Origin of the sequence: Aquabacter sediminis (assembly GCF_028863665.1) — a bacterium.
Classification (GTDB): domain Bacteria; phylum Pseudomonadota; class Alphaproteobacteria; order Rhizobiales; family Xanthobacteraceae; genus L1I39.
Map to the genome: position 1 here is coordinate 1 of NZ_JARBFX010000021.1, position 24,397 is coordinate 24,397.

Below are 24,397 nucleotides of genomic sequence, written 5' to 3' on the forward strand. Positions count from 1 at the left end.
AGCGCCAATGGTACTTCGTCTCAAGACGCGGGAGAGTAGGTCGCTGCCAGGCCTGCAAAGGACATCAAAGCTCTAAAAACGATAATCAAAACAAAAACCCCCGGGCGTCGAAAGACAAACGGGGGTTTTTGCTGTTCATCACATGGCCCCCGCAGCGGGCGGCAAAAGCCAGACGCAAGGACGAGCGCCCCGCCCCCTCTTGCGCCAAACTCCCATCGGCGTATGCATCCCCGCACAAAGGAAATCGAGAGCATTTCAGCGATCTCGGCTGATCCGCCCCCGCGCAGTGGACCCAAGTGACGGCGCACACGCATCAGGCGGTCGACAAACGGCCGCCACAGGCGCAAATGCATTCAGCGAAGCGGGCACCAGATGGCGAAGGCCCGCAACGGCTGCGTCGGTGACACGCCGCACAGCCGCAGTGAAGAAGGCCCAATGCGGCGTGAGCACCACCTTGTCCCCCCACGAAAATCTGTCGGCGGCCTTGCGGCTGGAACGCGGCAATGTCCTTAGGCTTTCGCTCGCCCAAGCCTTGGCGGGCATGAATGCCACCGTTGTCTTTGCCACCGGCGCGATCGTCGGGCACACGCTTGCGCCCAGCAAGGCGCTCGCAACCCTCCCCATCTCCATCTTCGTGGTGGGCATGGCGCTGTGCACCCTGCCGGCGGGGGCCATCGCGCAACGCCATGGCCGCCGAACCGTGTTCATGCTGGGCACGGCTTGCGGCGGGGTGGCTGGGCTTCTTGCCTCCCTTGCCGTCATCCAGGGGGCTTTCTGGCTGTTCTGCGTGTCGACCTTCCTGGCCGGAGTTTATGCCGCGGTTGTGCTGAGCTTCCGTTTTGCCGCGACCGATTGCGCCGCCCCGGAGCGCCGGCCCCGGGCCTTGTCGGCGGTGATGGCGGGCGGGGTATTCGCGGGCATATTGGGGCCGCAGCTCGTCACCTACACGATGAACCTATCGCCTCCCTATCTGTTCGCCGCCACCTATATCGGACAGGCCGTGGCGGCGGGCCTCTCCGCGCTCGTGCTCATCGGGGTCAAGCTGCCTCTGCCCAGTGTCGCCGACCGGAAGGGCGGGCGGCCCCTGGGCGTCATCATCCAGCAGCCGCGCTTCATCCTGGCCGTGACCTGTGGCGTCGTTTCCTACCTCCTGATGAACTTCCTCATGACTGCGGCGCCCTTGGCCATGCGGCTCTGTGGCCACTCGCAGGAAGCTGCGAATCTCGGCCTGCAATGGCACGTCATCGCCATGTACGCCCCGAGCTTCTGGACCGGCCGCCTGATCAGCCGCTTCGGCGCCGCGCGAGTGGTGGCGACGGGGCTCGCGCTCATCGGACTTGCGGCCGTGGCGGGGCTGTTTGGCATCGAGGTCGGGCATTTCTGGGCCATGCTGGTTCTGCTCGGCCTGGGCTGGAACTTCGGTTTTGTCGGCGCCTCGGCCATGGTGCTCGACTGCCACCGGCCGGAAGAGAAGGCCCGCGTTCAATCCTTCAACGATTTCGCCGTGTTCGGCACGATGGCCGTGGGCTCCTTCCTTTCTGGTGGATTGTTGTCCGCGTTCGGCTGGAACACCCTTCTGGCTTTGTCCCTGGTCCCGCTTGTCATCGCCATGGCCGCCTTGATGGCCGGGCGGCGGACGCTGCGCGCCTCGAGCGCGATCCGATCAGATTGAACCAATCTGATCTGGGAATCGCCCTCTAACTTATTGATAGAGAATGTGTGATCCGATCAGTCTGCGGTGCAGGCTGATCGGCGCATGCTCTGGACTTGGAGGCGGCCCGCCCCCCGATTGCTTCAACTTTGCCGGTCTGGAATGATCACGCCGGGGAGGCGGGCTGAAATAATGGCGTCTTACGGTCTTACCGGTCTCAAAGTTATCGGCGCATTGGCTGGTCTTCTGGCCTTCTCGACGCTGCTGGCCTTTGCCCAGCCGGAGCCCGCGCCGGCGCGCAAGGACATCGTGGTGTGGGATGTGCCGGCCATCGATGCCTTGCCAGACGACGAGACCGGCCGCCTTGCACGCTACGGCCGCTCCATCATCGAGGCGACCTATGCCCATATCGGCCCGGCCGCGCGAAATTCCGAAGACCGCTATGCGGGCAACAACCTGGCCTGCGCCAACTGTCATCTGCGTGGTGGCCTGAAAAAGTTCGCCTTGCCGTTGGTCACGGCTTCAGCGGACTATCCCGCCTATAGCGCCCGGACCGACGCCGCCATCTCCATCTTCGACCGCGTCAACCAATGCCTGAAGCGCAGCATGAACGGGCGGCCGATGCCGGAGAGCGCGCGGCCCATGCAGGCGATCCTCACCTATCTGCGCGTCCTGTCGACCCATATTCCCGATGGCGGAACAATCGTCGGGGCCGGCGCGGGCGCGATGGCGGAGCTTGATCGCCCCGCCGATGCCGAACGGGGCGCTGCGGTCTATGCCCGCCAGTGCGCCGCGTGCCATCGCCGCGATGGCCTGGGCGTGCGGCGCAATGTGGCGTTGCCGGAAATGGGCTATGCGGTGCCGCCCTTGTGGGGGCCGGACAGTTTCAATGATGGGGCCGGCGCCGCGCGCCTCATCACCCTTGCCAACTTCGTCCACGACAACATGCCGAATGGCACATCCTGGGTCGCCCCGACGCTCCCGCCGGAGGAGGCCTGGGACGTGGCCGCCTTTGTGATCTCGCAGCCCAGGCCCCGGCTGGCGGGCCTTGAACGCGATTTTCCCGACTTGCTGCTGAAGCCGGTAGACGCCGGCTATCCGCCTTATGCGGACAGCTTTTCCCCTGAGCAGCACCGATACGGCCCTTTCGCCCCCATCCGGGCGGAGATCGCCAGGCTGAGGGAACGGCACGGGGAAATCCCCAATCCCAACACCCGATGAACCGTTGCGACCGCAGACTGTCCTTGAGCGTCGTGAGCGGTCCGGGCCAGCCGTTTTCGGGTCTTGTTGAACTGACCGCGGCAAGCCTAGTCTGTCCCCGCGAACACTGCGCTTGGCGCGCCGCGTAAGCCGCCGGCAACAAGGTCCTCAAGTATCGCGTACCAGATCCCACGCCCAGCGGGCGGTGACGAGCGGGGCGGCGGCACCAATGGATGGCTGTGGGCTGACCGCCCGCCAGCATAGGGTCAAGGCACGAAGGCCATCAGCCGGCGCGGCTGCTCGGCGGGCATGACGCGCATGGCGATGCCGTAGATCTGCTCCAGCGTCTGTGGCTCCATCAATTGCGCCGGTTCACCGCGCGCCAGCAGATGCCCGGCCCGCAGGGCAAGGATCTCGTCGCAGAAGCGGGCGGCGAGGTTGATGTCGTGCAGCACCAGGAGGATGCTCATGCCGCGCATGTCCGCCAGGGCGCGCACGAGGGTGAGCACTTCCATCTGGTGGGCGATGTCGAGGGCGGAGGTGGGCTCATCCAGCAGCAAGGTGGGGGCATCCTGCGCCAGCAGCATGGCGATGAAGGCCCGCTGGCGCTCCCCGCCCGACAACGTGTCCACATCCCGGTGCGCAAGGTCGGCGACCCCGGTGGCGTGAAGGGCCTCCTCCACCTTGGCGTGGTCCTGCGCCCCGAAGCGCCCCAAAGCGCCATGCCAGGGATAGCGCCCAAGCGCCACCAATTCGCGCACACGAACGCCGGGGGCGGCGGGGGGCTGCTGGGGCAGGTGGCCGATGCGGCGCGCCAAGGCGCGGGCATTCCACTGGGCGAGCGGGCGCCCCTCGAAGCGGATCGCGCCCGAGGTGGGCGCCTGCTGCCGGGCGAGCAGCTTCAGCAAGGTCGACTTTCCCGACCCGTTATGGCCGATGAGGCCCGTCACCTGCCCGGCCTTCACCTCCAGGTCGAGGGGTGAGAGAAGGGAGCGCCCCTCCACGGCAAAGCCGGCCCTCTCCAGAACGAAGAGCGGTGTGTCGGCGCCGGTGGGCGGCGCGAGGGAGGAGACGGTTTCAAGGGTCACGGAGCAGTCTCCTTCAGGGCGCGCGCCGCGGAAAGCGGCTGAAGCCGGCCGCCCTCAAGCATCAGGAGGCGGTCGGCGGCGGCGAAGTAGCGGTCATCATGGGAGATGACGATGAGCGTGCGGCCCGCCTGCTTCAGCTCGGGCAGGATCTCCTCGTAGAAGAGCCGGCGGAAGCTCGGGTCCTGGTCTGCCGCCCATTCGTCGAACACCATCACCGGCCGATCCTGCAGCCAGGCATCCACCAGCGCGAGGCGTTTGCGCTGGCCGGTGGAGAGATCGAGGGTCGACCACGTGGTGCCCTCCAGCGTGACTTTATGGGCGAGGCCGAGCCGGTCCAGCAGGCCGAGCGCGCGTCCCGCGCCTCCCTCGGCGGGGCCATCGAACAGGAAGTGGTCGGCGAGCACGGCGGCGAACATCTGCCGGTACGCGTCGCGGTCGGCCTCGCCGACCGGCTGGCCGTTCCAGAGCACGCGGCCTGTGCCGGGCGCATAAAGGCCCAGCAGGAGCTTGATGAGCGTCGTCTTGCCCGCGCCATTGGCCCCGACCACGAACAGCGTCTCTCCGGCAGCGATGGACAAATCGAGGGGTCCGAGCTGGAATCCCCCTCCCGCCTCTGCGTGCTGAAAGGTCACGCCCTCCAGCCGCAATTCCCGCAGCGGCCCCAGGGCTGTGCGGTGCGCGCTCGCCTTTGGTCCCTGGAGCGCCCCGAAGCGGTGCGCGACGCCCCGGATGCGGCTCCAGGCGACATGTGCCCGTCCTGCCGCCGGCAGATGGTTGAGAAGCTGGTCGAGCGGCCCCTTCATGAACAGGAGGACCAGAACGAAGCCGCGCGCCGTTTCTGCCCCGCCCTGGTGCGCCGAAAGCCCCACCACCAGTGCCACCAGCAAGATGAGAAGCCCCGAGCCCAGGGTCCGGCAGGCAATGAGGATGACCATGGCACGGGCCTGGAGCGCACGGATGCGCTCCGCCGTTGCGACAAAGCCCTCGGAGAGCAGGCGCGTTCTCCGGCCCCGGTGCAACTGCAATTCCTTGGCGCCTTCCACCAGGGTGCGGAAGTGCCGGTGGAGGTCGTCTTCCGCATCGCGTGCGGACACATAGAGCCGAACGCCGCGTATCCGCGCCCATAGCTGCAGGACGACACCCAGCGTCAGCACGAGAAAGGTCAGGCCGAACAGTAGCGGCGAGAGCAAAGCCAGATAGGTGAGGCACCCGGCCACCACCACCAGCGCCACCGCCAAGGGCGGCAGAACCGAGGCCATCTCGCTCAATATGGCGATGTCCGACACCAGGATGGGGATGAGGCGATGGCCCCGGAACTGCTCCAGCTCCCGCAGCGGCGCCCCGAGGATGAGGCGGGCGAGGTGGCCGCGCAACTCCGCTACGAGCCTTTGGCCCACCAGCGTCGAGGTCATGTCCGCCGCGAGCGTTCCAGCCAGCGCCGCTCCACCGAGGCCCAGTACCAGTGCCAGATTGGCCGGGGAAGCAGGGTCCGCGAGGGCTGCATTCACGGCGGCCAGCACCCCCGCCATGGCCGCCCCACCCAAGAGGCCCGCCAGCGCGGCCAGCGCCATGCGGGCCCTGAAAGGCGCGATGAGGCGGGTGAAGGTGAGTGAGGGGTCGATCCCGATGCTCACGGGCGCACCGGGTGGGGCAGGGGGCAGGTGTCGCACAAATCCAGTTCGGGAATGAGGTAGCGCAGGCAGCACACCCGGCGCTTGCGCCCCTCCCGCGTGTGGCGCACGGCGGCGAAGAGAGGATTGCGGGTGCCATCCGGCGCACGCTCCAACGCCAGGAGCGCACGGGCCTCGCCAACCCCCTCCGCGCCCATGGCTTCGGCTTCGCCAACGAGGCCGTCGAACCAGTTCCCCACATTGCTCCACAGCACCTTGGGGGCAATGCCGCTCGCCTTCGCCAGCGCCTTCACCAACGGGGCGACATGGCCCTCCAGCAGGGGGGCGAAACGGGCGTGGGGATCGTCGCGGCTGATCGGCGTGCCCGGATGGCGCAGGATAAGGGCCTTGGCGATGCCATCCGGGCCGGGCAGGACCTGGATCTCCTCAAGAGCCACCGGCATCTGCCGGCCGAGAAGAAGATTGGCCGCCAGCACCGGCGTGAGGACGGCGGAGACATGGTGCTTCATCCAAAGCGACGCTACGGCCCGACGCTCTGGCTGGGCAAAGCGTCGGGCAAAAAGGCGCGTCTGGGCGGTGAGGAAGGGGGGATCGCTAAGGACCGAGCCCGGATGGGCGGCGCTGTCCGTCTCCAGGCGGAGAGCCTCGGCATAGGGCGCGAGGGGGCCGCGAAAAAGGGGGGCGAGCGCGGCGATCATCGCAGGCGCCGCGCCAGCAGCATCAGGAAATAGCCGCCGCCGATCAGGCTCGCCACCAGCCCCGCCGGCATCTGCCAGGGAAAGGCAAGCGTGCGGCCCAGGAGGTCGGCGCACACCATCAGGCCCGCGCCCATCAGGGCAGCCGCATAGCTCTGCACGAGGCCGCCGCGAAATCCCAGGAGGCGTGCCATGTGTGGCGCCAGCAGGCCGGCGAAGGACAGGGGGCCTGTGATGAGCGTGCCCACTGCCGTGGCGATGGCTGCGAGCCCCAGAAGCGCCAGCCGGCTCAGGCCCAGCCGCACGCCGAGGCTGCGGCTCACATCGGGACCGAGGGGCAGAATGGCCAGCCAGCGGCGCATGAGGGGCAGGAGGGCAAGCCCCACGAGCGCGGCGCTACATGCGGCGAGCGCCTCGCCGGCGGTGACGCCATAGGTCGAGCCGGAGAGGAAGGCCATCAGCACCATCGCGCGGGGATCGCCGCTGAACATCAGGACCGCTCCCAGCGCCGAGAGCAGGGCGGTGAGCGCCATGCCCGCCAGCAGGATATGGGCCGGGGCGAATGCGGTGCGCCGGCCGAGCGCCATCATGACCGCGAGCGTCGCGCCCGCGCCGAAGCTCGTGCTGGCGAACAGGAGGAGGCCATCCACCTGGGGAAGCAGGAAAAGCGCCGCCAGCAGGCCGAGCCCGGCGCCGGCGGCGATGCCGAACAGTTCGGGGCTGGCGAGCGGATTGCCCGTGGTGCGCTGGAGGATCTGGCCGGCCAGCGCGAACAGAGCGCCCGCTGCGGCCGCGGCCGCCACACGCGGTCCGCGCCAGGGTAGCATGGCGGTGAAATCCGATCCGAGCGCCAGCGCCCATCCGCCCGGCGTGCGTCCGAGCATGAGGGCGAGGGCGCAGGCGGCGGCCAGCGCCACGGTGAGCGCCGCCAGGGTCAGTGGCACCGCCTGTTCGCCCAGGCGCCGCCCCTCGGATGCTTGGACCGTCGGCCCCACGGCGCCGGCCCGCACGCGACGCAGCAGCCACAAAAGGAGGGGTGCCCCGAGGACGGCGGTGACGGCGCCCGTCGGCAGTTGCGAGCCGAAGATGGCGGCAACCACCTGGTCCGTGAGGGCAAGGAGACCGGCCGAGAGAAGGGGGCCGCTCCAGAGCCGCGCCCCGAGCGTGCGTGCCCCCGCCGCGCGTGCGAGGGCGGGACCGGCAAGGCCGATGAAGCCGATCACGCCCACCCCTGCGGCCACGCCCACCGCCAGGCCCACCGCCGCACACAAGGCCATGGCCCGCACGGGTGCCACGGCGACGCCGAGGCTGCGGGCGCTGCTTTCCGACAGGTCGAAGGCTGACAGAGGACGGGCCAGCAGCGCCGCCGCGCCCGATCCCGCTGCCAACAGCACCGTCAGCATGCGGGCCGGCCCCCAATTGTTCTGCGCGAGGCTTCCCGCTTGCCAGGCCAACAGGTCGGTCAGGGCCTCGTGGTAGAACAGCAGCAGTGCCTGGCTGATGCCTTCGCAGAAAAGCCCCACCACCATGCCTGCCAGGATCACCACCAGCGGCGCGAAGCGCTGCCGCGCGCCGATGCCGGCCACGGCCAGGAAGCTCAGAAGGCCGCCAGCCAAGGCCGGGGCCTCCAGCCCGAAGGCCAGCAGGCCGGGGGCGAACAGAAGCGCGGCCATCACCGCGAGCTTGGCGCCGGCGAACACGCCGAGGGTGCCGGCCTCAGCGAGCGGGTTGCGCAGCACCTGCTGAAACAGGACCCCGGACAGCCCCAGGGCGGCGCCCGCCAGAAGGCTGACGGCGAAGCGCGGCAAGAGGGCCTCGCGCACCATCAATTGGTGCATGTCGAACGGGATCGGCGCCACTGTCATCGTCCACCAGGCGCCCGGCGCAACCTGGGTGGCGCAGGCGCGTGCCAGGAGGGCGGCGGCGAGCGCCAGGAGGATGAGGCCGAGCCAGGGCGCGAAAGGACCCGTGCGGTTCAATATCGCCGCGCGGGCAGTGGAGAGGGCGTCAGACACGGGAGCCGCCTTCGCGCAGATAGACGGCCTCGACCTGCGCGATGAGGCGCAGGGCCGAGGCGACCCCGCCGCTCGGATAGATCACCGGCATGGCGACGACCCGGCCCGCGCGCACCAGCGGCAAGGCTTGCCAGAAGGGGCTGTCGTTAAGGCGCGCGAGGGCGCGGGCAGTTTCCGCGCCCCGGTCGAAATGGATGAGGCCGGCCTGTGGAACCTCAGCGAGATCGGCGATGCCGATGGTTGCGACCCCGCTGGCATTGCCGCGCCCCGTCCAGGCATTGGCGAGGCCGATCCGCGCCGCCACGTCGCCGATCAGGGACCGGGTGCCGAAGACGGCGGCATGACGGCCATCCTCCAGGAAGCGCACGAAATAGACCGGGCGCGACACATGGGGGACAAGGCGCGCGCGGGCCTCCGCGAGACGGGCGCGGAGGGAGGCGTTGGCTGTCTCCGCCTCCTGCTCCCGCCCGGTCCTGCGGCCAAGGTCAGCGAGGAGGTCCTGGACGCCCTCAACCGGTGCACCGGTGCGGCCGGGCGGGGGCAGGAAGGCCACGGGCGCGATGCGCGCCAGGGCCTGCTGGCGGAAAGCCTGCCAGCTCAGCCCGACGATGAGGTCGGGCTGGAGATACTGCATCAGCTCGCGATTGGGCTCCTGCTGGGGCCCCACATCCTCCACGCCCGACGGCAGCGCGGGCACGGCCACCAGGCGCTCGTAAAGCGGGATGTTGGCGACGGCAAGCGGCGGCACGCCGAGGGTCAGCAATTGCTCGGTGAGCATCAGGTCGAGCGACACCACGCGCCGTGCACCCCCTTCCCGCGCACGGGCAGCGGCAGGAAGGGCGGACGCCAGAAGCCCGCCAAGGAGCACCTTGGCGAGCGTCCGGCGATCGAGAGCAGAACGAGGGGTAAGGCCCATGCCTCACCAGCGATAGGTGAGGGTGGCGGTGACCGAGGCGGGGACGCCGTAGCGGCAGCCGTCCGAACCGGTGCAGGTCATGTATTGGGTGTTGAAGATGTTCTTGCCGTTCACCGCGAGCACCGCGCCCTTCAGGTTCGGATTGGCGGCGCCCAGGTCATAGCGCACCATGGCATCGACGAGCGTGTAGCCGGGCACGGCGGTGCCCACGTCGGGCATGTTCATGTCGCTGAGATAGCGAACGCCGGCACCGATCTTGAGGCCACGGGCGCCCAGCTCGTCCAGGGCATAGTCGGCCCAAACGGCCACGGTGTTCAGCGGCACAAGGGCTTCGCGCTGCCCGATTTCGGACGGGTCCACGCTCTGGGTGATGCGGGCATCGGTGTAGGAATAGGCGGCCACCATGTTGAGCGCGCCGAACTTGCCGGTGGCGGAGAATTCGAAGCCCTTCGAGTTCACCTCGCCGATCTGGTACTGGAGGCCGCTTGCATCGGTGGTGACCACGTTGGACTGCGTGATGTCATACACCGCCGCGCTGAGAAGATAATTGGCGCCCGCCGGCTCGTACCGGATGCCGGCCTCGTATTGCAGCCCGCTGCTCGGCTGGAAGGCGGTGCCGGTGAAGGAATTGGCCCCCACCTGGGGCTGGAACGACTGGCTGACGCTCAGATAGGGCGCAAGGCCATTGTCGAACAGGTAGACGAGGCCCGCGCGGCCACTGAAGGCGCTGTCATTCTGGTTGGTGACCGTATTGGTCTGGTAGCTGGTGCTCTCCGACTGCGCCCAGTCATAGCGACCGCCCACCAGTATCACCAGCTTGTCCCAGATCTTCATCTGGTCCTGAAGATAGAGGCCGTACTGGTTTCCCGTGCTGTTCGAGCCATAATTGACGGTGTAATTGATGGTGGGTGGGAGCTGGTTATTGTCCGGAAAGTAGATGTTGAAGTTGTTGTAGAGGCCGCTGCGGTAGCGGTCCGTATCATAGCCGCGATAATAATAATCGAAGCCGGCCAGCGCGGTATGGACAATGCCGCCCGTCTCGAACTTCCATTCCAGGCTCGTGTCGGAGGTGACGCCCGACGACGTATCCTGCCGGTCGCTGGCGCGCCGGATGAGGTTGCCATTGGCCTGGAGCAGCCCCCATTGCATGTAGTTCCAGGTCACGTCCGCCTGGTAGTAGCGCGTGGCATTGCGCAGGCGCATGCCATTGTCGAATTCATGCTCGAACAGGTATCCAATGGAGGATGTCTGCGTTTCGAACGTGTCGTAATTGGTATTGCCGATGAACAGGCTGCCGGATACCTGGCCGCTGGCGAGCGCCGAATAGGGCGCCGGCGCGACGAAGCGGGAGTCGATCTGCTGGTAATTGGCGAGGATGGTGAGCGATGTCGTGTCATTGCGCCAGGTGAAGGCCGGAGCAATGTAGATCCGATCATCGTTCACATAGTCGATATTGGTATCAGCCTTCCGGAACAGGGTCGTGAAACGGTAGGCCATATTGGGGTTGCCGAGCGCCTGGCCCCCCATGTCGGTGGAGATCTGCGCCCAGTCGAAGCTGCCATATTCCGCATTGACCTCGTAGAAGGGCTCGAAGGTCGGCCGCTTGGACACCGCGTTCACTACGCCGCCGGGCGAGAGCTGGCCGTAAAGGATGGAGGAGGGACCGCGCAGGATCTCGATGCGCTCCAGGCCATAGGGCTCCTGGCCGCCGTCATAGACGTTGGACTGGTACTTCATGCCGTCGCGCAGCATGCCCATATTGCCGTTGGCGACGTTGAATCCGCGGATCATCAGATCGTCCACGGTGCGGCTGAAGGCGGGCGACTGGGCGTTGACGCTCGGCGTGTATTGGATCGCCTCGGTGACCGTGGAGGCGCCGGTGTCGCGGATCAGGTCGCTGGTGACCACGGAGACCGATTGCGGCGTCTCGATGATGGGCGTGGCGATGCCGGTCGCGGTGGCGCTCACCGTGGCGAGATAGCCGTCCACGTGCCGGGTCGGGTCCTCGCCTTGCACCTGGATCATGTCCAGCAACACGTCGCTGCTCGATCCGCCCCGGCTGGGCGGGGCCACCAGGGTCGCCGTGCGCGGACCGGTGGCGCTGACGCTGATCCCGGTCCCGCCGAGCATGATGCGCAGCGCTTCCAGGGGCGTGTGGGCGCCGTTCACCGGCTTGGAAAACAGGCCGTCGGCGAGGGCCGAGGAATAGCCAACCTGCCAGCCCGTGACACGGATGAAAGCGTCGATGGCATTGGCCAGCGGCTGGGCGGGAATGGAGAAATTGACCGCCTGTGCGGCGGCCGGCGACACTGCCTGCGGCGTGGCTTGTGCGCTGGCCTGGTGCGAAGCGACAAGCCCGAGGGTCAGTGCGCTGGACGCCAGAAGGGCCCGCCCCAGCCTGGAGAAACGCAAACGTCCGCGCCCACCGCGCACCACACAGGAATTGGTCACAACGCCCTCACCCGACAATATCGCCGCGGGGCCGCACATGCGCCCCTGAGGATGGAACGGGTGGGGGGTGCCTCCCTCACAAGGAAAAGTCGCGCTCAGGCAAACATTGGAGCTAATGGAGTTCCAAACTGGACAAATAGTGCTGTCATCTCAATAGGACGATGCCGCCAGGCAGGAAGGACACCTGCGCGCCCGCCGCCTCGGACAGCGAGCGGATGACCAGCACGGGGTCATCCAGCCGGTAGCTGCCACTCACCTCCCGCCGGGCCACATCGCCATTCAGGATGAAGATGCGGCCGTCATAGCTGCGGCGGACATCCTCGATCACATCGCCGAGCGGCCGCCGGCTGAAGCTGAGGCGTCCGTCGAGCCAGGCCAGTGCGCGCTCCGTGTCCACCTTGCGCACGGGCGAGAGGCCATTGCGGCCCACCGCGATCATGTCACCCGGATTGAGCTGGGAGGGGGCATCATCGCCCGCCAGCGGCCGCACCTCCACCCGCCCGCGCGCCAGAACCACTTCGTCGGCGCTCTCTCCGAGGCGGACGGAAAAGGCCGTCCCCGTCACCTCCACCTCGCCGAACCGCCCCAGCGCCCGGAACGGGCGCGCCGGGTCGCTCACCACGTCGAAAAAGGCCTCGCCTTCCAAGAGATGGACGGTGCGGCGATCGCCGCTGAAGTCGATGGCGGCCGCGCTGGCTCCGTCGAGGGTCATGCGCGACCCGTCCGGCAATTGCACCGTTCGGCGTTCCGCCGCGGCGGTGGCATAGTCGGCGCCGAGGCGGGGCCAGGCACCCGACACGTGCGCGCCGCCCACCGCCAGGAGCAGGGCGGCGGCCATGCCACCTGCCAGCCATCCGCGCCGGGTCACGCTCCGGCGGGGTGCCGCCACCTGCGCCTGAGCCGCGGCGCGCCGCTCGACCGCGACGGCGAAAGCCGGATCGCCCCACATGCGGGCGATCCGGCCGTAGGCGGCGGCGTGCCGCGGGTCCGCATCACGCCAGGCTGCGAAGCGGGCTTTCAGCATGGCATCGGCGGGCTGGCCCTGGAGGCGCGTGAACCAGTCCAGCGCCTCCGCTTGCACCGGGTCGGCAGAGGACGGGCTCCCGGCGCGCGTCTGGCGGCCTGAGGACGGATCGTTCACCACGTGTCATCCCGGTGCGCGGCCAGGCCGTCCGCGGCCCAGCCCCGCCTTCCCCGCTGGGATGCGGGCGGGAGACACGCAGATGCGGAGCACTGGGGAAGGAAGGGCAGGCTCACGGCAGATCGCGCTCCGCCAGCGCATCAAGGCAATGGGCAAGGGCGTCACGGATGTCGCCATAGACGGTATTCGGCGAAACGCCCAGATGCGCCGCGATCCGGGGATAGCTCCAGCCGTGCAGCCGGTTCAGGATCACGGCCTGCTGCGCCCGCTCGGGCAAGCCGGACAGCGCCTTTTCGAACAGGCGCAGCCGCTCCCCGTCTATGACCTTCTGCTCGGTCGAGACGGCCCCGTCCGGCACGTCGGAGAGGCTGTCCTCGTCGGCTGCGCTCACCTCCACCGCGCGGCGGGTGCGTTCGCGCCGCAAATGGTCCACCGCCAGGTTGCGGGCGGTCTGGAACAGGAAGGCCTGGACATGCTCGATAGGCCGGTCGCGCAGCACGTTGGCCACCCGCAGATAGCTTTCGTGCGCCAGTTCCTCCGCCACCTGCCGCGACCCCACCAAGCGATGAAGGTGGCTGATCAGCAAGGTGCGCTTGTCGAGGAAAATTGCGTCGATCGACATGGTCATCAGAGACGAGCAGGAGGACTGAAGGGCGGATTTCGTCGTCTTGCCTCAGTGCCCAGCAGAAGAACTCAGGGCATGCAGAAAGAACGAGATTTGAATGGCTTTGTATCAATCTATATCGCCGTTATGGCCTTCGCCAGGGCCATTCGGTGGGCAGGCGGAGTTTAGCAATCTTCCATTTTGGGGGGGCATGCCATGCGGCCCCCATCCCGGGCTGCAGAGGCCAGGTCCAGGCGCAGAGCGCTTGGTTGAACAGCTTTGGTGCTCAAGGTTTCTGCAGTCAGCAATTAATTGCTTCTAAAGCGCGGCTCTAGCCCTTTCGATGGTGTCATCCGTGCACCGCAGCAGAGGGATCGGGCCATGCAGCATTTCAAGGTCTTCAAAGTCATTGCCGCTGCCATCCTCCTGCTGCCGGCAGCGAGCGCAGGCGCGGCTGAGCTTGTGAAGACGCGCCTCGCGCAGAACCTGGCGCCCATCTCGGCGCTCACCATCGTCGCCAAGGCACAGGGCCTGTTCGAAAAGGAAGGCCTGGACGTCTCGGTGAGCAACTTCACCAGTGGCAAACAGGCCTTGGACACCGTGATCGGGGGTGGTGCCGACATCGCCACCACGGCAGAAGCACCGGTGACAGCGGCCGCCATGGCCGGCCAGCCCATCGCATTTGTGGCTGGCATGGAATATTCGGATATCAAGACGCTCACGGCGAAGAAGGCGGCTATCACGTCTTTTGCTGATCTCAAGGGCAAGAAGATCGCTTACACCGCCGGGACCGGCAGCGAAGTCTACACGACTGAGCTGCTGAAGAAAGCCGGCCTCACCAGCAAGGACGTCACGCTCGTCAATTTGAAGCCCCAGGAGATGCTGCCGGCGTTGGCCGCTGGAAGCATCGATGCCTATGACACCTGGGAGCCGCACATCACCAATGGCAAGAAGGCGCTCGGCGATGAAGCCGTGCTTCTCGATACGAAGGGCGTTTATTCTGAGACCTTCAACATTGTGCTGATGCAGGATTACCTGAAGGCCAATCCGCAGATCGTCTCCAAATTCCTCGCCGCTCTCATCGCCGCTGAAGCGTGGGTGAAGGCGCACCCCGAAGAGGCGATCGAAGTGGTCTCAAAGGCCGTCGGCATGAAACCGGAGGATTTGAGGCCGATCTGGAGCGACTATGTCTACCAAGTGGGCATCGGCGCCAAGCAGATCGATGCTCTTAAGACCCATGCCCAGTGGCGTCTCGATACGAAGAACCACCCGCCCGGCGTGACAAGCGTGCCCGACTTCGCCGTGGTGCTCTTTCCCGAACCCCTGCGCCAGCTTGACGCCGCTCGCGTCACCTACAAGCTCGACTGAAGCGCCGGTGTCATGGCTGACATCTCCACTCCCGCCACCCTTCCCCCACGCGGGGCAGGAGCGCTCCCCGGTGCGGGGGCTAAGCCGCGGCGCAAGGCTCGGCTGAGCCAGCGGATCAACATGGCCGCGGGGATCGTCTCCATCCCGCTGTTTCTGGTGGTATGGCAGTTGATCGCGCAGGCGAGGATCGTCAATCCCATCCTTTTTCCCGCACCGACGGAAGTTGCGCGCGCGATGATGGAATGGGTGACCAGCGGCCTGTTTGTCGAAGACGTGGCGGCGAGCCTGAAGCGCGTGGCGACCGGGTATCTTGTTGGCTCCTTCGTCGGCGTGGGATGCGGCCTGCTCACGGGGCGCTCAGCGTTTTTCTCCGGTCTATTGGGCCCTGTGTTCCAGGTGCTGCGGCCCATCCCCCCAATCGCCTTCGTCTCCATTGTCATTCTGTGGTTCGGGCTGTCGGAAGGGGGCAAGGTCTTCCTGATTTTCTGGGGTGTGTTCTTTACTGTCTGGCTGTCCACCCATCTTGGCGTACAGAAGGTCGATCAGGGACTGGTCCGCGCCGCCCAGATGCTGGGCACCCCACGTCGTCGGTTGCTGGGGGAGGTGGTCCTGCTCAGCGCATTGCCCTACATCGTCGTTGGCCTGCGCACCGCGGTTGGGATTTCCTTCTACACATTGGTGGCGGCTGAGCTGGCAGGAGCCTTCGCCGGCATCTTCTATCGGATCCAACTGGCCCAGCAAAACATGCAGACGGGCCTCGTCTTCGCCGGCCTTGTGGCGCTGGGCCTGATTTCCTTCATCGCCGATCGTTGCTTTGCGGTCCTGGCTCAGCGCCTGGTGTGGTGGCGATGAGCATCACGTCCATGATCCGCAAGCCCGTGCCTCCCCCGCTGCGACAGGCCGAAGGGGTGGAGATCGATGTCCGCGAAGTCACCATCGCCTTCGAGCGGGAGGGGGGAGAGCTTTTTCCCGTCGTCGATCGCGTGTCCTTTCAGGTGCGCCGGGGCGAGTTCATTTGCCTGCTGGGGCCGTCCGGCTGCGGAAAGTCCACGCTGCTCAACGCCATTGCAGGGTTCGAGAGCCCTTATGAGGGCGAGGTGGTGGTGGGTGACAAAGTCGTCACGGCACCGGGACCCGATCGTGGCGTCGTGTTCCAGCAACCCCGCCTGTTTCCCTGGAAGTCGGTACGGGCGAATGTGGCACACGGCCCCCGCATGGCGGGAAAATCCCGCGCCGAGGCAGGGGGCATCGCCGACGAACTGATTGAGATGGTCGGCCTCTCGCGCTCCGCCCATGCCCTGCCGCACACCCTCTCAGGCGGCATGCAGCAGCGCGTCGCCATCGCGCGGGCGCTCGCCAACCGGCCAAACATCCTTTTGATGGACGAGCCGTTTGGCGCCCTTGATGCCCAGACCCGGACGGTGATGCAGGAGAGCCTGCTCCGGCTTTGGGCGCAACTGGACACCACCATCCTCTTCGTGACGCACGATATCGACGAGGCCGTTCTGCTGGCCGACCGCGTCCTCGTCATGTCGGCGGGGCCGGGACGCATCGTTCGAGACCTCGCGGTGCAGCTTCCACGTCCACGCACGATCGAGACGACGCTTGGTGCTCATTTCCAGGCGCTTCGCGGGGAGTGTCTCGACCTCATCCGCCAGCAGAGCCGGAAGGCCTTCGAGGTAACCCACGATGCTTGATAAAGTTGCTCCTGCCACGCAGCCGACCCTTCCAGGCTTCGAGGCGGTGCGGGCGGCGCTCGCGAGCGGCGTCCATCCGGTTGAACTGGCGCTCGCTGCGGCCGATCACGCGAAGGCGGCGGAAGGCGACGGCATCTTCACCGCCCTGGTGCCGCGCGCGGATGTGGAACGGGCTGCGGCGACGGTCGCTGCGCGGGCCAAGGCTGGCGAAAATCTCCCACTGCTCGGCCTCACCTTCTCGGTGAAAGACAATTTGCACGTTCAGGGGATGGCGACGACACTGAATTGTCCAGTCGTGGCTATGGCGCCGAACGACAGTGCGCTTGCGATCACGCGCCTTGAGGCCGCGGGTGCGGTCTTGATTGGCAAGAACACCATGGACCAGTTCGCGACGGGCCTGAATGGGACGCGAAGCCCCACCCCACTGTGCCGCAATGCGCTCGACCCCGCCTTCATTCCCGGAGGGTCCAGTTCGGGGTCCGGTGTGGCCGTGGCAGCGGGGATCGTGTCCTTCTCGCTGGGCAGCGACACTGGCGGATCAGGACGTGTACCCGCCGCCTGCAACGGTATCGTGGGCCTTAAGCCCACCATTGGCCTCGTGAGCATGCGCGGCGCGGTCTATAACAGCCGCCTGCTGGACTGCATCCCCATCTTCGCGGCGCGTGTGGGCGACGCGAGCGAGATTCTCGGTCTCATCGCCGGACACGATCCACTCGACGCCTGGAGCCGCCACGATGCGGACGCCATCGCGACCGCGCCAGTTTTGCCCCCTTCTTCGCGCCTCGCCATCCCGCGCCGGAGCCAGATGCGCTTCTTCGGCGACTCCGCCGCCGAGGCTGCCTTCGACACAAATCTCGATCGTCTGCGCGGGCTCGGATACATCCTGGAGGAGATCGACTTCTCGCCATTCGAGGAGGCCGGGCGGCTGGTGTTTCAGTCCGCTCTCGTGGCCGAGCGCCTCGTGGAATACGACGAGGTCATTACGGCCCACCGCGACGCCATCCACCCCGCGGCGCTCGCTGCCATTGAACCGGGGCGCAACTATTCCGCCAAACAGGCGTTCGAGACGATTTACCGGATGCGGGAGCTGAAGCGCGCCGCGGAAATCGCGCTTGCCGACTACGCCGCCTTCGTCGTGCCGACGGTGCCTACCATCTACACCATCGATGAGATGCTGGCTGACCCCATGGTCCGCAATGGGGTGATGGGCACCTATACCTATTTCGTCAATCCGATGGACCTGTGCGCCGTCGCAGTTCCCGGCGCCCCGGCCCGCGCCGGACTTCCCTCCTCCCTCAGCTTCATCGGTCTCGCCGGCCGTGACAGTGTGGTGGCGGGCCTCGCCCAGCAGTTTCAGCGGCAGGTGTAAGCCTGCCCCGCCCGCTTGCCGACGAAACAAACAAGGCCGCCCGCCGTCAAAGGATCACACCGTCGGTGCCAGGGGCCCTCTGCCTTTGAGCCTGACGTTGCCCCATCGCCTCGGACGTGGCCCCATAGTGAGCGTGTTCGAGTGGCCCGTGGCAAAAGCTCCCGAACCGGGAGCCTGAGAGAGGCGCCGTCATGAACTGAGCGACGAGGAATGGGCGATCTTCGCACCGCTGCTGCCGAACAAGGGGCGGGGCGCCGAGCGGGTGGCGAGCACCGTTGATCGATGGCCTCCTGGGGAGGTGGCGACCCGGCACGCCGGGGGGGGTGATCCTCCCTCGGTTTTGTGGACACCCATGTTAGCCGTTGCGAGCTTCACAGGAGTGTTCGATGGGCCCACGGCGTCGGGTTTTTCCAGAGGCGTTCAAGCGGGAGGCCGTTGACCGGGTGACCTCCAGCGGACTTTCCACCTCACAGAGTGGCACAGGAGCTGGGGCTGCACGGGACGGTGCTGCGGCGGTGGGTGAGAGACTTCGCACCCCAGGCGACGGGGCCGGCGCATCGCCCGATCCCGCAGGCGGCGGGCCCGTCGCCGGCCGACCGTGCTGCGGAGAACGCCCGGCTCAGGCGGGAGAACGAGCGGTTGCAGATGGAGCGCGATATGGAACGCAGAGCGGCTTAACCCCGTCCACTTTTTCGGGGGAAGATCAGGCTGCCGATGGCCACTCGCCTTGGACGGAGGCGGCCCGCACAGGCCTCGCCCTTAAGCCCGCGCCACATGCAAATCCAGGGAAGGAGGGCGCATGCCGCCACCGCATGGTAATGCTCGACACGGGGTGGCACCCGTGCGCGGCAGATCCGGCCCCCGAAAGACGGCGATGCTCCGCCCATCAGGACCTTCGACCCCCCGTGAGGCGTCCTCGGCGTACGACGGGGGCGCCCGCATTTCCCCGCCCGGCAGGGCCTGTGCACGGATGATTGGGGACGGCGCGAAATCCGGCTTGCCAGCGCCCCTCCGCTGGGTATATTTCGCCGCCTTGCCTGGGTGGCGCGGTTCTCCGCGCCGGCATCCTTAAGGATGCCGCCTCGGCAGGTTCGCACAGGCAGACCCACCGGCTTCATGCCTTCGGGTCCAGAGGGATGTCCAGATCCTCGCCTGGTCATGCGACGCGCATGTGAAATGCGCACGCCGGTTCGCCGGCCCCGGGGAGGCGCAGCCCGCCCCCGGGAAGTCCAGGGCTGCAGCGCGCCTGCGCGCTGAGGAGAGGTGGCCGAGTGGTTGAAGGCGCACGCCTGGAACGCGTGTATACGGGAAACCGTATCGAGGGTTCGAATCCCTCTCTCTCCGCCAATTCACGGAAATATCCTTTATTTTTCAATGACTTGGAAGTGCAGCCGCTTCCCTTCCCCTCATTCGTCCCCACATCTCAAAAACGCTGGCCACGCGCGCGCGAGGGCCGTCTGAACTGGCGGCAGCCAGACGCACGGCGCCACGGCTGAAGCGCAGCCCTTTCGCACCGCGTGAAGCAATTGGGCGCCATATGCCACCCGGGTGCCGAGGGGGCGATCGGCACCAAATCCCACCAAAACCGCGTCTCTAAGCCCTCCAGCGCACTTTGCGTTTTTGGAGCGGTTTCGTGCCCGAAATCGTGGTGTGGCAACGGTTCGCTTGACATTTTGTCGGTGTTATGATACCTTTTGCGGGCCCAAGCCCTCTATGAAAGGACACATCATGGCTTCGATCACGCGTATCAACGTCAAGACCGCTCCGAAGGCCGCTGAGGCGAAGAAAGGCGCGACGGCCACGCCTGTCGACGAAAAGGCACTGCCGGCCGCTGGCGAGGCCTCGGAGGTCGCTCAGGCGGCTTTTGACGGCGCCGCGCCCTCTGCTGAAGAGGCGGCTGTCGCGGCCACGGCGGAGGCGGCTGAGAGTGAAGCTGCCGCCAAGAACATCGCGCCCGTCGTTGACGAGCAGCCCGCCACCGAGGCGCCCGGGGCGGCCGAGCCCTCCCCCCCCGGTGCCGCGCCCGTCGCTTCTGTCGCTGAGAAGCCCGACACCAAGCCTGTCGATGATCGCCTCTGGCGTGCAATCGCTGTCGGCGACGTCGTGCTCATGGCCGACTATTCGGACGGCGAGTTCCAGGGCTGGTGGCCAGCCAAGGTCCTCACCCTCGTGGAGGGACGGGCGAGCTGCGTCTTCATCGACTACGAGGAGATGGGCCACTTCTCGCGCCAGCTCACCGAGCTCGCCCTTCTCCACCCGATGCATGCCGGCTGACGACGTGGAGGCGCCGCATCGCGGCGTCTCCCCTCTCTTCGCGCGTGCAAAAGGGGAGCCTCACATGGGACAGGGAAACAGGCGCCGTCGGCGCCGCAGGCAGGCCGCGAAAGATCGTGCCCTCATCCGCGACTGCGTGCTCTATGCGCAGGCCGTGGCGGCGCTCAAGGCCGGCTATGAAGCCGATCCAGACGCGGACGGGCGCTATGCCGGCGCCCTTGGCATGCGGCATCTCAGGCGCGCCGAACGCGCGCTGGAGCGCATTGCAGGGCGTGAGGCATGCACATCGCTCGGCCTTGAGGCCAAGGCGCGCATTCTGCCGGTGATCGTTTCGCGTCGGATGGGCCTGCTGTCGGATCTCGAAGCCGCGCTGATCGCCCGTTTTGCCGATGAAGTCCGCGCCGACCTTTGCCTGCGACGGGCTGGCCAGAGCCGGCTGTAAGTTCAGCTCTTCTTGCGCCCGCGCTTCAGCGGCACCGGAGGCGTCGCCCCTTCAGCCGGCAGGCGCACCAGGTCACTCAAAGTCACGTCCAGAACCTGCGCCAGGCGGTCAAGCAGGTCGATGGTGGGGTTTTCCACCTGCCGCTCAATGCCGCCCAGATACGCCCGGTCGATCCCGGCATCCGCCGCCAGGCGCTCTTGCGACAATCCCCGCTCCACCCGCAGGGCCCGCACATTCCAGGCCAGAACGGCACGTCCCTTCATGGACGCGCATGCTGGCGATTGCGGCGCCTATCAAACCACTGGCCATAGCCATCATTAATCGCTAGCTTCGCCACAACTGAAAGGCGCATGGACGCCAACATCACATGATGCAGAACCGTTCCCGTCTGGCCGCCGGTGCGGCCCTTGCCCTTCTGTCTGCCGTTGAGGCCAGCGCCCAAGAGCGTCTGGAGTTCGGCTACAAGGACCGCATCTTCGAGCAGAAATACGTGTTGCCCGAGGAGATGACGGCCGATCAGGCCTTTGGCTTCTCCATGGTCGCCCTCGGCCTCAACGCTCTTGGCCTTGTGCCCGGCCCGTCCAATCCGGCGGTCGAGAAGATGCTCGGTGGCACATGCGCCGGCACCTTTGCCGCAACGTTCGTATCCGCCGCGCCAAGCACCGACATTCAGCGCGCGTTGGAGGATCAGCCAGACGTGCCGCAGCAAAGGCCGCCTGCTGGCACGCGTGTGAAGGTGACCTGCGAACAGCAGGTTACGCTCTTCTATGAGGCGTTCTCCGACCAGCTTTCCACCGACCGGCAACTCAGGCGCCTCGCCAAGGAGATCAGCGCCCGGTTTGCCGATGACTGGCTCTCCACGGGCGACATGAAGGACCCGACTTTGCGCAAGGGCGCACAAAGGGTCGCTGACTTCGGCATTCGCGTCGATCGCATCCGGCGAAAGGGCGGCGATGTAGCGGGTGACCTCAAGACGGTGCTGACGGAGAAGACTGTCCTCGGCCGCATGAAGGACTTCGCCGATGACGCGACCTATGCCGCAGTGAACGAAGGCCTCACACGGGCAGAGACCGAGGTGAATACGGAACTCACCCGCATCTATGCGGAGGCGCAACGCCAGCGCGACGAGGCGCTTCAAAAGCAACGCGCGGAGCAGGAAGCAGAGCGTCGACGCGTTGAGCTGGAGGAAAAGCGGGTCAACCTGGAGAAAGAGAGGGCGGCTCTTGACGCTGGCATTGCCGAAGCACGGGCCTCTCTGAAGGGCGCCGAACAGCAGCTTGCCCAAATTCAGGGCCAGCCGATGCCTGACTACACTCGTCAAACCGCCATGCGGCAGGTTGACACGCAGGTCCGGGAGCGTCGCCAGCGGCTTTCCGACCTCATGGGCGCCCGCAAGGCGCTCGACGGCGCCGCTTCGGCTGACGTCCAGCCGCAGAGGACAGCAGGCAGCCCCACGCAGGACGGCATAGGGCAAAGTCGCACGGTCTCAGAGAAAACCATTTTCTGCCGTTCGCTGGACCTGATGAAGGCCGTCCTTGGCCGCCCCATCGGAGCACAGCGCAAGGCGGCCTTGGCGAACTTCAACGCGCAAGGCCTGTGCACCCTTCTCGACGTGGGCGCAGAGGTCATCACGAGCGGCCCGCTGCGGCCTGTCACGCCCATCGGCGAGGCACCCGTCATGGTCGTCGCGGGCAGCACGCGCACGGGCCAGCAAGGCTTCCTTCTGGCGAGCGCGCTCACTGCCGCGCCATAGCCCCTTCCGCCTTTCCCCCGTCCCTCTCAACGAAAGGAAACACAGATGCGCTTTGTCATGTACGCCGTTGCCCTTCTCGCCTTTGTCTGCGCCATCGTGAGTGCGGCGGTCTCCCGGTCGGACATCCAGCTCGGCATGAGCCTCACCGCGTTTCTGGGCGGCTTCATCCTGCTCGGCCTCGGCTCGCTGCTGGGGCGCGTCGGGCGATGAGAGCGGTAGTTCTTTGGGCCGGCCTCATGTGCGCAACTTTGCCCCTGACTGCAGCCGCACAGGAAAAGGAACCGCCTTCCGCCTGGCGGTGCTTCGACACGCTCGAGGACCTCACCCGTTTCGAGACCGATGGCGCCGTGCGGCTGAACAACATCTCCCTTCGCGAGGCACCGGACTTCATGTCCGGTGTTCCGAGGATCACCTTCAAGGCCTCCATTGCCAATCGGGGCCAAAGCCGCGTCGTCGCCTCGGTGGAGCTCATCGGCACAACGGGCGGCTCTTCCGCCTTCGCGCTCTCGGCCCGTCCCCTCTTCGACATGGTCAAGCCCGGCGACAATGCCGAACTGACCCAGTCCATCTTCGCGGAAAAGGGCACGCTGGCCAGGACCAGTGGCGGATGCATCAAGGCGCTGATCTTCCCCGCCAAATAGCGGGCTCGTGCCGTGGGCTCGCTCCTTCATGAGCCTGGGTACATGTAGGCCGGCCCATCATTCGCAGTGCCGCCCGACGGAAGGGCACGGGCCCTTGCCTTGAACCGTCATCGCCCGATCCGCAGCCAGCCGCAAGCGCCCCGCGAACGCAACACCTGCGCCTTGCCGGCTCCCAACTCCGAGCGACCATAGGGATCCAATCACATCATGCGCATTCAGCTTGTTCACCCCGTCACGGGTGCTCATACGCGCGTCGGCATCGGCTTCAGCTGGCCGATCCTGGCGTTAGCCTTCGGCCTCTGGCTTTGCGCGACCTTGCTGTTCCTCGCCATCGAGGGTCGCGGCTCGGGCCTGCGGAGCGCATTCACCAGCGGCGTCATGATGGCCTTCGCCGTCTATTTCGCCCGCGAGTTCAATGGCCACAGGGGTCGACGCCTCCTGATGCAAGGCTGGCGCTTTGCCGAGCCGTCCGCCCCGACTGTCCGCCTCGCCCTGCGCGGCTGGCAAGTGCCTGATCTCTCTCAGGTCGTGCCAGCGACGCCCGCTGAGGCGCCATCGCCCGCCTTCAGCATCAATGCCGACCGCTTCCTTGCCGCCTGTGCCGCGCCCTTGCCGCCTCCGCCTCAAGCTCAGGCGTCGGCGGCACCCGTTTTCATCCCCCCATCACCCTCTGGAGGCCCCATGAAACTGCAACTCATCAATCCCCGAACCGGAGAGCTGAAGGCGATCAAGGTCGGCTTCAGCTGGACCTTGTTCCTCTTCGCCGGCTTTTTCGGCATCCCCCTCATGCTGCGCAAGCTCTATGGCTGGGCGGCCCTCTTCCTCGCCATCAGCCTGCTCTCGCCCTTTGCCATGGACCTTGCCAGCGCCGAGACGGACCGGGAGGTCTTCATTGCCGTCACCCTCAGCTTCGGCTTCCAGCTCGCCGCCCTCCTGATCATAGCCATCAAGGGCAACGAACTGACCGCAAAGCGCCTCATCGACAAGGGATGGACGTTCGCCAATCCGGACAGCCTGGAGACGCAGTTGGCGAAGAGAAAATGGGGGTTTGTGTGAAGGGAAGGAAGGAAGGAAGCGAGCGTCACCTGACCGATCCCGGCCCGCAGGCAGATATCCGCAACCGGCGCGCCATTCACTCCCAGCTTCAGGATGAACACCTTATGCGCGTGCGAAAACTTCGATGCCTTCATCGTCTTCCGCTCCTCCCAGCCAAGGGATTTCGGCGCGGAAAACTCCGGCTCCAAACGGTCCAGTTTTCGGACATCAGATCACGTCAGACCAGAACAAACTTCAAACTGGATTAGGCAGGTCGGGCAACGTCACTCGCTATGCCGCCACCTCCTTGCGCACCTTATAAACGAGCGGCGGCAGCAGCATTTCATAGGATCGTGTCCCCGGTGGTGGTGTAGCTGACGGTGGCCATTGGCCGGTCTTCGGGTGAGGCTCGGGTTTGCGAGAACC

21 protein-coding genes, 1 tRNA gene and 2 pseudogenes are annotated in these 24,397 nt (G+C 66.5%); 14 read left to right on the plus strand and 10 right to left on the minus strand.

What is annotated here, in order from left to right; all coding sequences use genetic code 11:
* The first annotated feature begins 442 nt into the window (after nt 1-442).
* Complete coding sequence (locus tag PV781_RS23490) at nt 443-1,672, plus strand: MFS transporter (RefSeq protein ID WP_274778052.1); 1,230 nt, start codon at nt 443-445, stop codon at nt 1,670-1,672.
* Between the two features lie 171 nt (nt 1,673-1,843).
* Entirely contained in the window at nt 1,844-2,872 is a 1,029-nt protein-coding gene (locus PV781_RS23495) for a c-type cytochrome (RefSeq protein ID WP_274778053.1), read from the plus strand.
* A gap of 245 nt (nt 2,873-3,117) precedes the next feature.
* Here PV781_RS23495 and PV781_RS23500 read toward each other — a convergent pair whose 3' ends face one another.
* The 8 genes from PV781_RS23500 to PV781_RS23535 form a co-directional block, all read right to left on the minus strand.
* The gene (locus PV781_RS23500; RefSeq protein ID WP_274778054.1) at nt 3,118-3,939 is read right to left on the minus strand and encodes an ABC transporter ATP-binding protein; all 822 of its coding nucleotides are present in this window, start codon (nt 3,937-3,939) and stop codon (nt 3,118-3,120) included.
* Complete coding sequence (locus tag PV781_RS23505) at nt 3,936-5,573, minus strand: cyclic peptide export ABC transporter (RefSeq protein WP_274778055.1); 1,638 nt, start codon at nt 5,571-5,573, stop codon at nt 3,936-3,938. Before PV781_RS23505 ends, PV781_RS23500 begins: the two co-directional genes overlap by 4 nt.
* Nucleotides 5,570-6,268: a siderophore-iron reductase FhuF gene (fhuF, locus tag PV781_RS23510; protein ID WP_274778056.1), complete on the minus strand. Its 699-nt coding sequence runs from the start codon at nt 6,266-6,268 to the stop codon at nt 5,570-5,572. The genes PV781_RS23505 and fhuF overlap by 4 nt, the downstream gene beginning before the upstream one ends.
* A complete protein-coding gene (fhuB, locus tag PV781_RS23515) occupies nt 6,265-8,280 on the minus strand; it encodes a Fe(3+)-hydroxamate ABC transporter permease FhuB (protein ID WP_274778057.1) in 2,016 nt (671 codons plus the stop codon). The genes fhuF and fhuB overlap by 4 nt, the downstream gene beginning before the upstream one ends.
* Nucleotides 8,273-9,196, minus strand: a complete 924-nt coding sequence (locus PV781_RS23520) for an ABC transporter substrate-binding protein (RefSeq protein ID WP_274778058.1) — start codon at nt 9,194-9,196, stop codon at nt 8,273-8,275. The genes fhuB and PV781_RS23520 overlap by 8 nt, the downstream gene beginning before the upstream one ends.
* Nucleotides 9,197-9,199: 3 nt before the next feature.
* Nucleotides 9,200-11,647: a TonB-dependent siderophore receptor gene (locus PV781_RS23525; protein ID WP_274778059.1), complete on the minus strand. Its 2,448-nt coding sequence runs from the start codon at nt 11,645-11,647 to the stop codon at nt 9,200-9,202.
* Between the two features lie 145 nt (nt 11,648-11,792).
* Nucleotides 11,793-12,788, minus strand: a complete 996-nt coding sequence (locus PV781_RS23530; RefSeq protein WP_274778060.1) for a FecR family protein — start codon at nt 12,786-12,788, stop codon at nt 11,793-11,795.
* Between the two features lie 112 nt (nt 12,789-12,900).
* A complete protein-coding gene (locus PV781_RS23535) occupies nt 12,901-13,410 on the minus strand; it encodes an RNA polymerase sigma factor (protein WP_274778061.1) in 510 nt (169 codons plus the stop codon).
* Nucleotides 13,411-13,773: 363 nt separating this feature from the next.
* Between PV781_RS23535 and PV781_RS23540 the strand changes: the two genes are divergently transcribed.
* From PV781_RS23540 to PV781_RS23575, 8 genes and pseudogenes are all read left to right on the plus strand, one after another.
* Nucleotides 13,774-14,760, plus strand: a complete 987-nt coding sequence (locus PV781_RS23540) for an ABC transporter substrate-binding protein (protein WP_274778062.1) — start codon at nt 13,774-13,776, stop codon at nt 14,758-14,760.
* 12 nt (nt 14,761-14,772) lie between these two features.
* Nucleotides 14,773-15,612 carry an ABC transporter permease gene (locus tag PV781_RS23545; protein WP_274778063.1) on the plus strand — a complete coding sequence of 280 codons (840 nt, stop codon included), beginning with the start codon at nt 14,773-14,775 and terminating at the stop codon, nt 15,610-15,612.
* Nucleotides 15,609-16,457 carry an ABC transporter ATP-binding protein gene (locus tag PV781_RS23550; protein WP_274778064.1) on the plus strand — a complete coding sequence of 283 codons (849 nt, stop codon included), beginning with the start codon at nt 15,609-15,611 and terminating at the stop codon, nt 16,455-16,457. Before PV781_RS23545 ends, PV781_RS23550 begins: the two co-directional genes overlap by 4 nt.
* Nucleotides 16,458-16,503: 46 nt before the next feature.
* Nucleotides 16,504-17,826: an amidase family protein gene (locus tag PV781_RS23555; RefSeq protein WP_274778065.1), complete on the plus strand. Its 1,323-nt coding sequence runs from the start codon at nt 16,504-16,506 to the stop codon at nt 17,824-17,826.
* A 386-nt stretch (nt 17,827-18,212) separates the two neighbouring features.
* A pseudogene (locus PV781_RS23560) lies at nt 18,213-18,498 on the plus strand (transposase); the annotation flags it as partial.
* 585 nt (nt 18,499-19,083) lie between these two features.
* A tRNA-Ser gene (locus PV781_RS23565) sits at nt 19,084-19,173 on the plus strand.
* A gap of 381 nt (nt 19,174-19,554) precedes the next feature.
* Complete coding sequence (locus PV781_RS23570; protein WP_274778066.1) at nt 19,555-20,100, plus strand: PWWP domain-containing protein; 546 nt, start codon at nt 19,555-19,557, stop codon at nt 20,098-20,100.
* Nucleotides 20,090-20,542 carry a hypothetical protein gene (locus PV781_RS23575; RefSeq protein ID WP_274778067.1) on the plus strand — a complete coding sequence of 151 codons (453 nt, stop codon included), beginning with the start codon at nt 20,090-20,092 and terminating at the stop codon, nt 20,540-20,542. The genes PV781_RS23570 and PV781_RS23575 overlap by 11 nt, the downstream gene beginning before the upstream one ends.
* A gap of 2 nt (nt 20,543-20,544) precedes the next feature.
* On the opposite strand, the gene PV781_RS23580 is transcribed toward PV781_RS23575, so the two are convergent.
* Nucleotides 20,545-20,805 carry a helix-turn-helix domain-containing protein gene (locus PV781_RS23580; RefSeq protein ID WP_274778068.1) on the minus strand — a complete coding sequence of 87 codons (261 nt, stop codon included), beginning with the start codon at nt 20,803-20,805 and terminating at the stop codon, nt 20,545-20,547.
* A gap of 104 nt (nt 20,806-20,909) precedes the next feature.
* Here PV781_RS23580 and PV781_RS23585 point away from each other — a divergent pair, with 104 nt between their 5' ends.
* The 4 genes from PV781_RS23585 (at nt 20,910) to PV781_RS23600 (ending at nt 23,992) form a co-directional block, all read left to right on the plus strand.
* Nucleotides 20,910-22,295: a hypothetical protein gene (locus PV781_RS23585; RefSeq protein ID WP_274778069.1), complete on the plus strand. Its 1,386-nt coding sequence runs from the start codon at nt 20,910-20,912 to the stop codon at nt 22,293-22,295.
* 45 nt (nt 22,296-22,340) lie between these two features.
* Nucleotides 22,341-22,505, plus strand: a complete 165-nt coding sequence (locus PV781_RS23590) for a hypothetical protein (protein WP_274778070.1) — start codon at nt 22,341-22,343, stop codon at nt 22,503-22,505.
* Nucleotides 22,506-22,531: 26 nt separating this feature from the next.
* A complete protein-coding gene (locus PV781_RS23595) occupies nt 22,532-22,936 on the plus strand; it encodes a hypothetical protein (RefSeq protein WP_274778071.1) in 405 nt (134 codons plus the stop codon).
* A 207-nt stretch (nt 22,937-23,143) separates the two neighbouring features.
* Nucleotides 23,144-23,992: a hypothetical protein gene (locus PV781_RS23600; RefSeq protein WP_274778072.1), complete on the plus strand. Its 849-nt coding sequence runs from the start codon at nt 23,144-23,146 to the stop codon at nt 23,990-23,992.
* Nucleotides 23,993-24,015: 23 nt separating this feature from the next.
* Here PV781_RS23600 and PV781_RS23605 read toward each other — a convergent pair.
* Nucleotides 24,016-24,126: pseudogene (locus PV781_RS23605) on the minus strand (IS3 family transposase); the annotation flags it as partial.
* Between the last annotated feature and the right edge of the window lie 271 nt (nt 24,127-24,397).

Bases quoted from the DNA above. Each gene is read 5' to 3' on its own strand.
- PV781_RS23570 (WP_274778066.1), top strand. From the start codon at position 19,555: ATGGCTTCGATCACGCGTATCAACGTCAAGACCGCTCCGAAGGCCGCT.
- PV781_RS23590 (WP_274778070.1), top strand. From the start codon at position 22,341: ATGCGCTTTGTCATGTACGCCGTTGCCCTTCTCGCCTTTGTCTGCGCC.
- PV781_RS23595 (WP_274778071.1), top strand. From the start codon at position 22,532: ATGTGCGCAACTTTGCCCCTGACTGCAGCCGCACAGGAAAAGGAACCG.
- PV781_RS23520 (WP_274778058.1), bottom strand. From the start codon at position 9,196: ATGGGCCTTACCCCTCGTTCTGCTCTCGATCGCCGGACGCTCGCCAAG.
- PV781_RS23575 (WP_274778067.1), top strand. From the start codon at position 20,090: ATGCCGGCTGACGACGTGGAGGCGCCGCATCGCGGCGTCTCCCCTCTC.
- PV781_RS23550 (WP_274778064.1), top strand. From the start codon at position 15,609: ATGAGCATCACGTCCATGATCCGCAAGCCCGTGCCTCCCCCGCTGCGA.
- PV781_RS23580 (WP_274778068.1), bottom strand. From the start codon at position 20,805: ATGAAGGGACGTGCCGTTCTGGCCTGGAATGTGCGGGCCCTGCGGGTG.
- PV781_RS23600 (WP_274778072.1), top strand. From the start codon at position 23,144: ATGCGCATTCAGCTTGTTCACCCCGTCACGGGTGCTCATACGCGCGTC.
- PV781_RS23495 (WP_274778053.1), top strand. From the start codon at position 1,844: ATGGCGTCTTACGGTCTTACCGGTCTCAAAGTTATCGGCGCATTGGCT.
- PV781_RS23545 (WP_274778063.1), top strand. From the start codon at position 14,773: ATGGCTGACATCTCCACTCCCGCCACCCTTCCCCCACGCGGGGCAGGA.
- PV781_RS23540 (WP_274778062.1), top strand. From the start codon at position 13,774: ATGCAGCATTTCAAGGTCTTCAAAGTCATTGCCGCTGCCATCCTCCTG.
- fhuF (WP_274778056.1), bottom strand. From the start codon at position 6,268: ATGATCGCCGCGCTCGCCCCCCTTTTTCGCGGCCCCCTCGCGCCCTAT.
- PV781_RS23535 (WP_274778061.1), bottom strand. From the start codon at position 13,410: ATGTCGATCGACGCAATTTTCCTCGACAAGCGCACCTTGCTGATCAGC.
- PV781_RS23585 (WP_274778069.1), top strand. From the start codon at position 20,910: ATGATGCAGAACCGTTCCCGTCTGGCCGCCGGTGCGGCCCTTGCCCTT.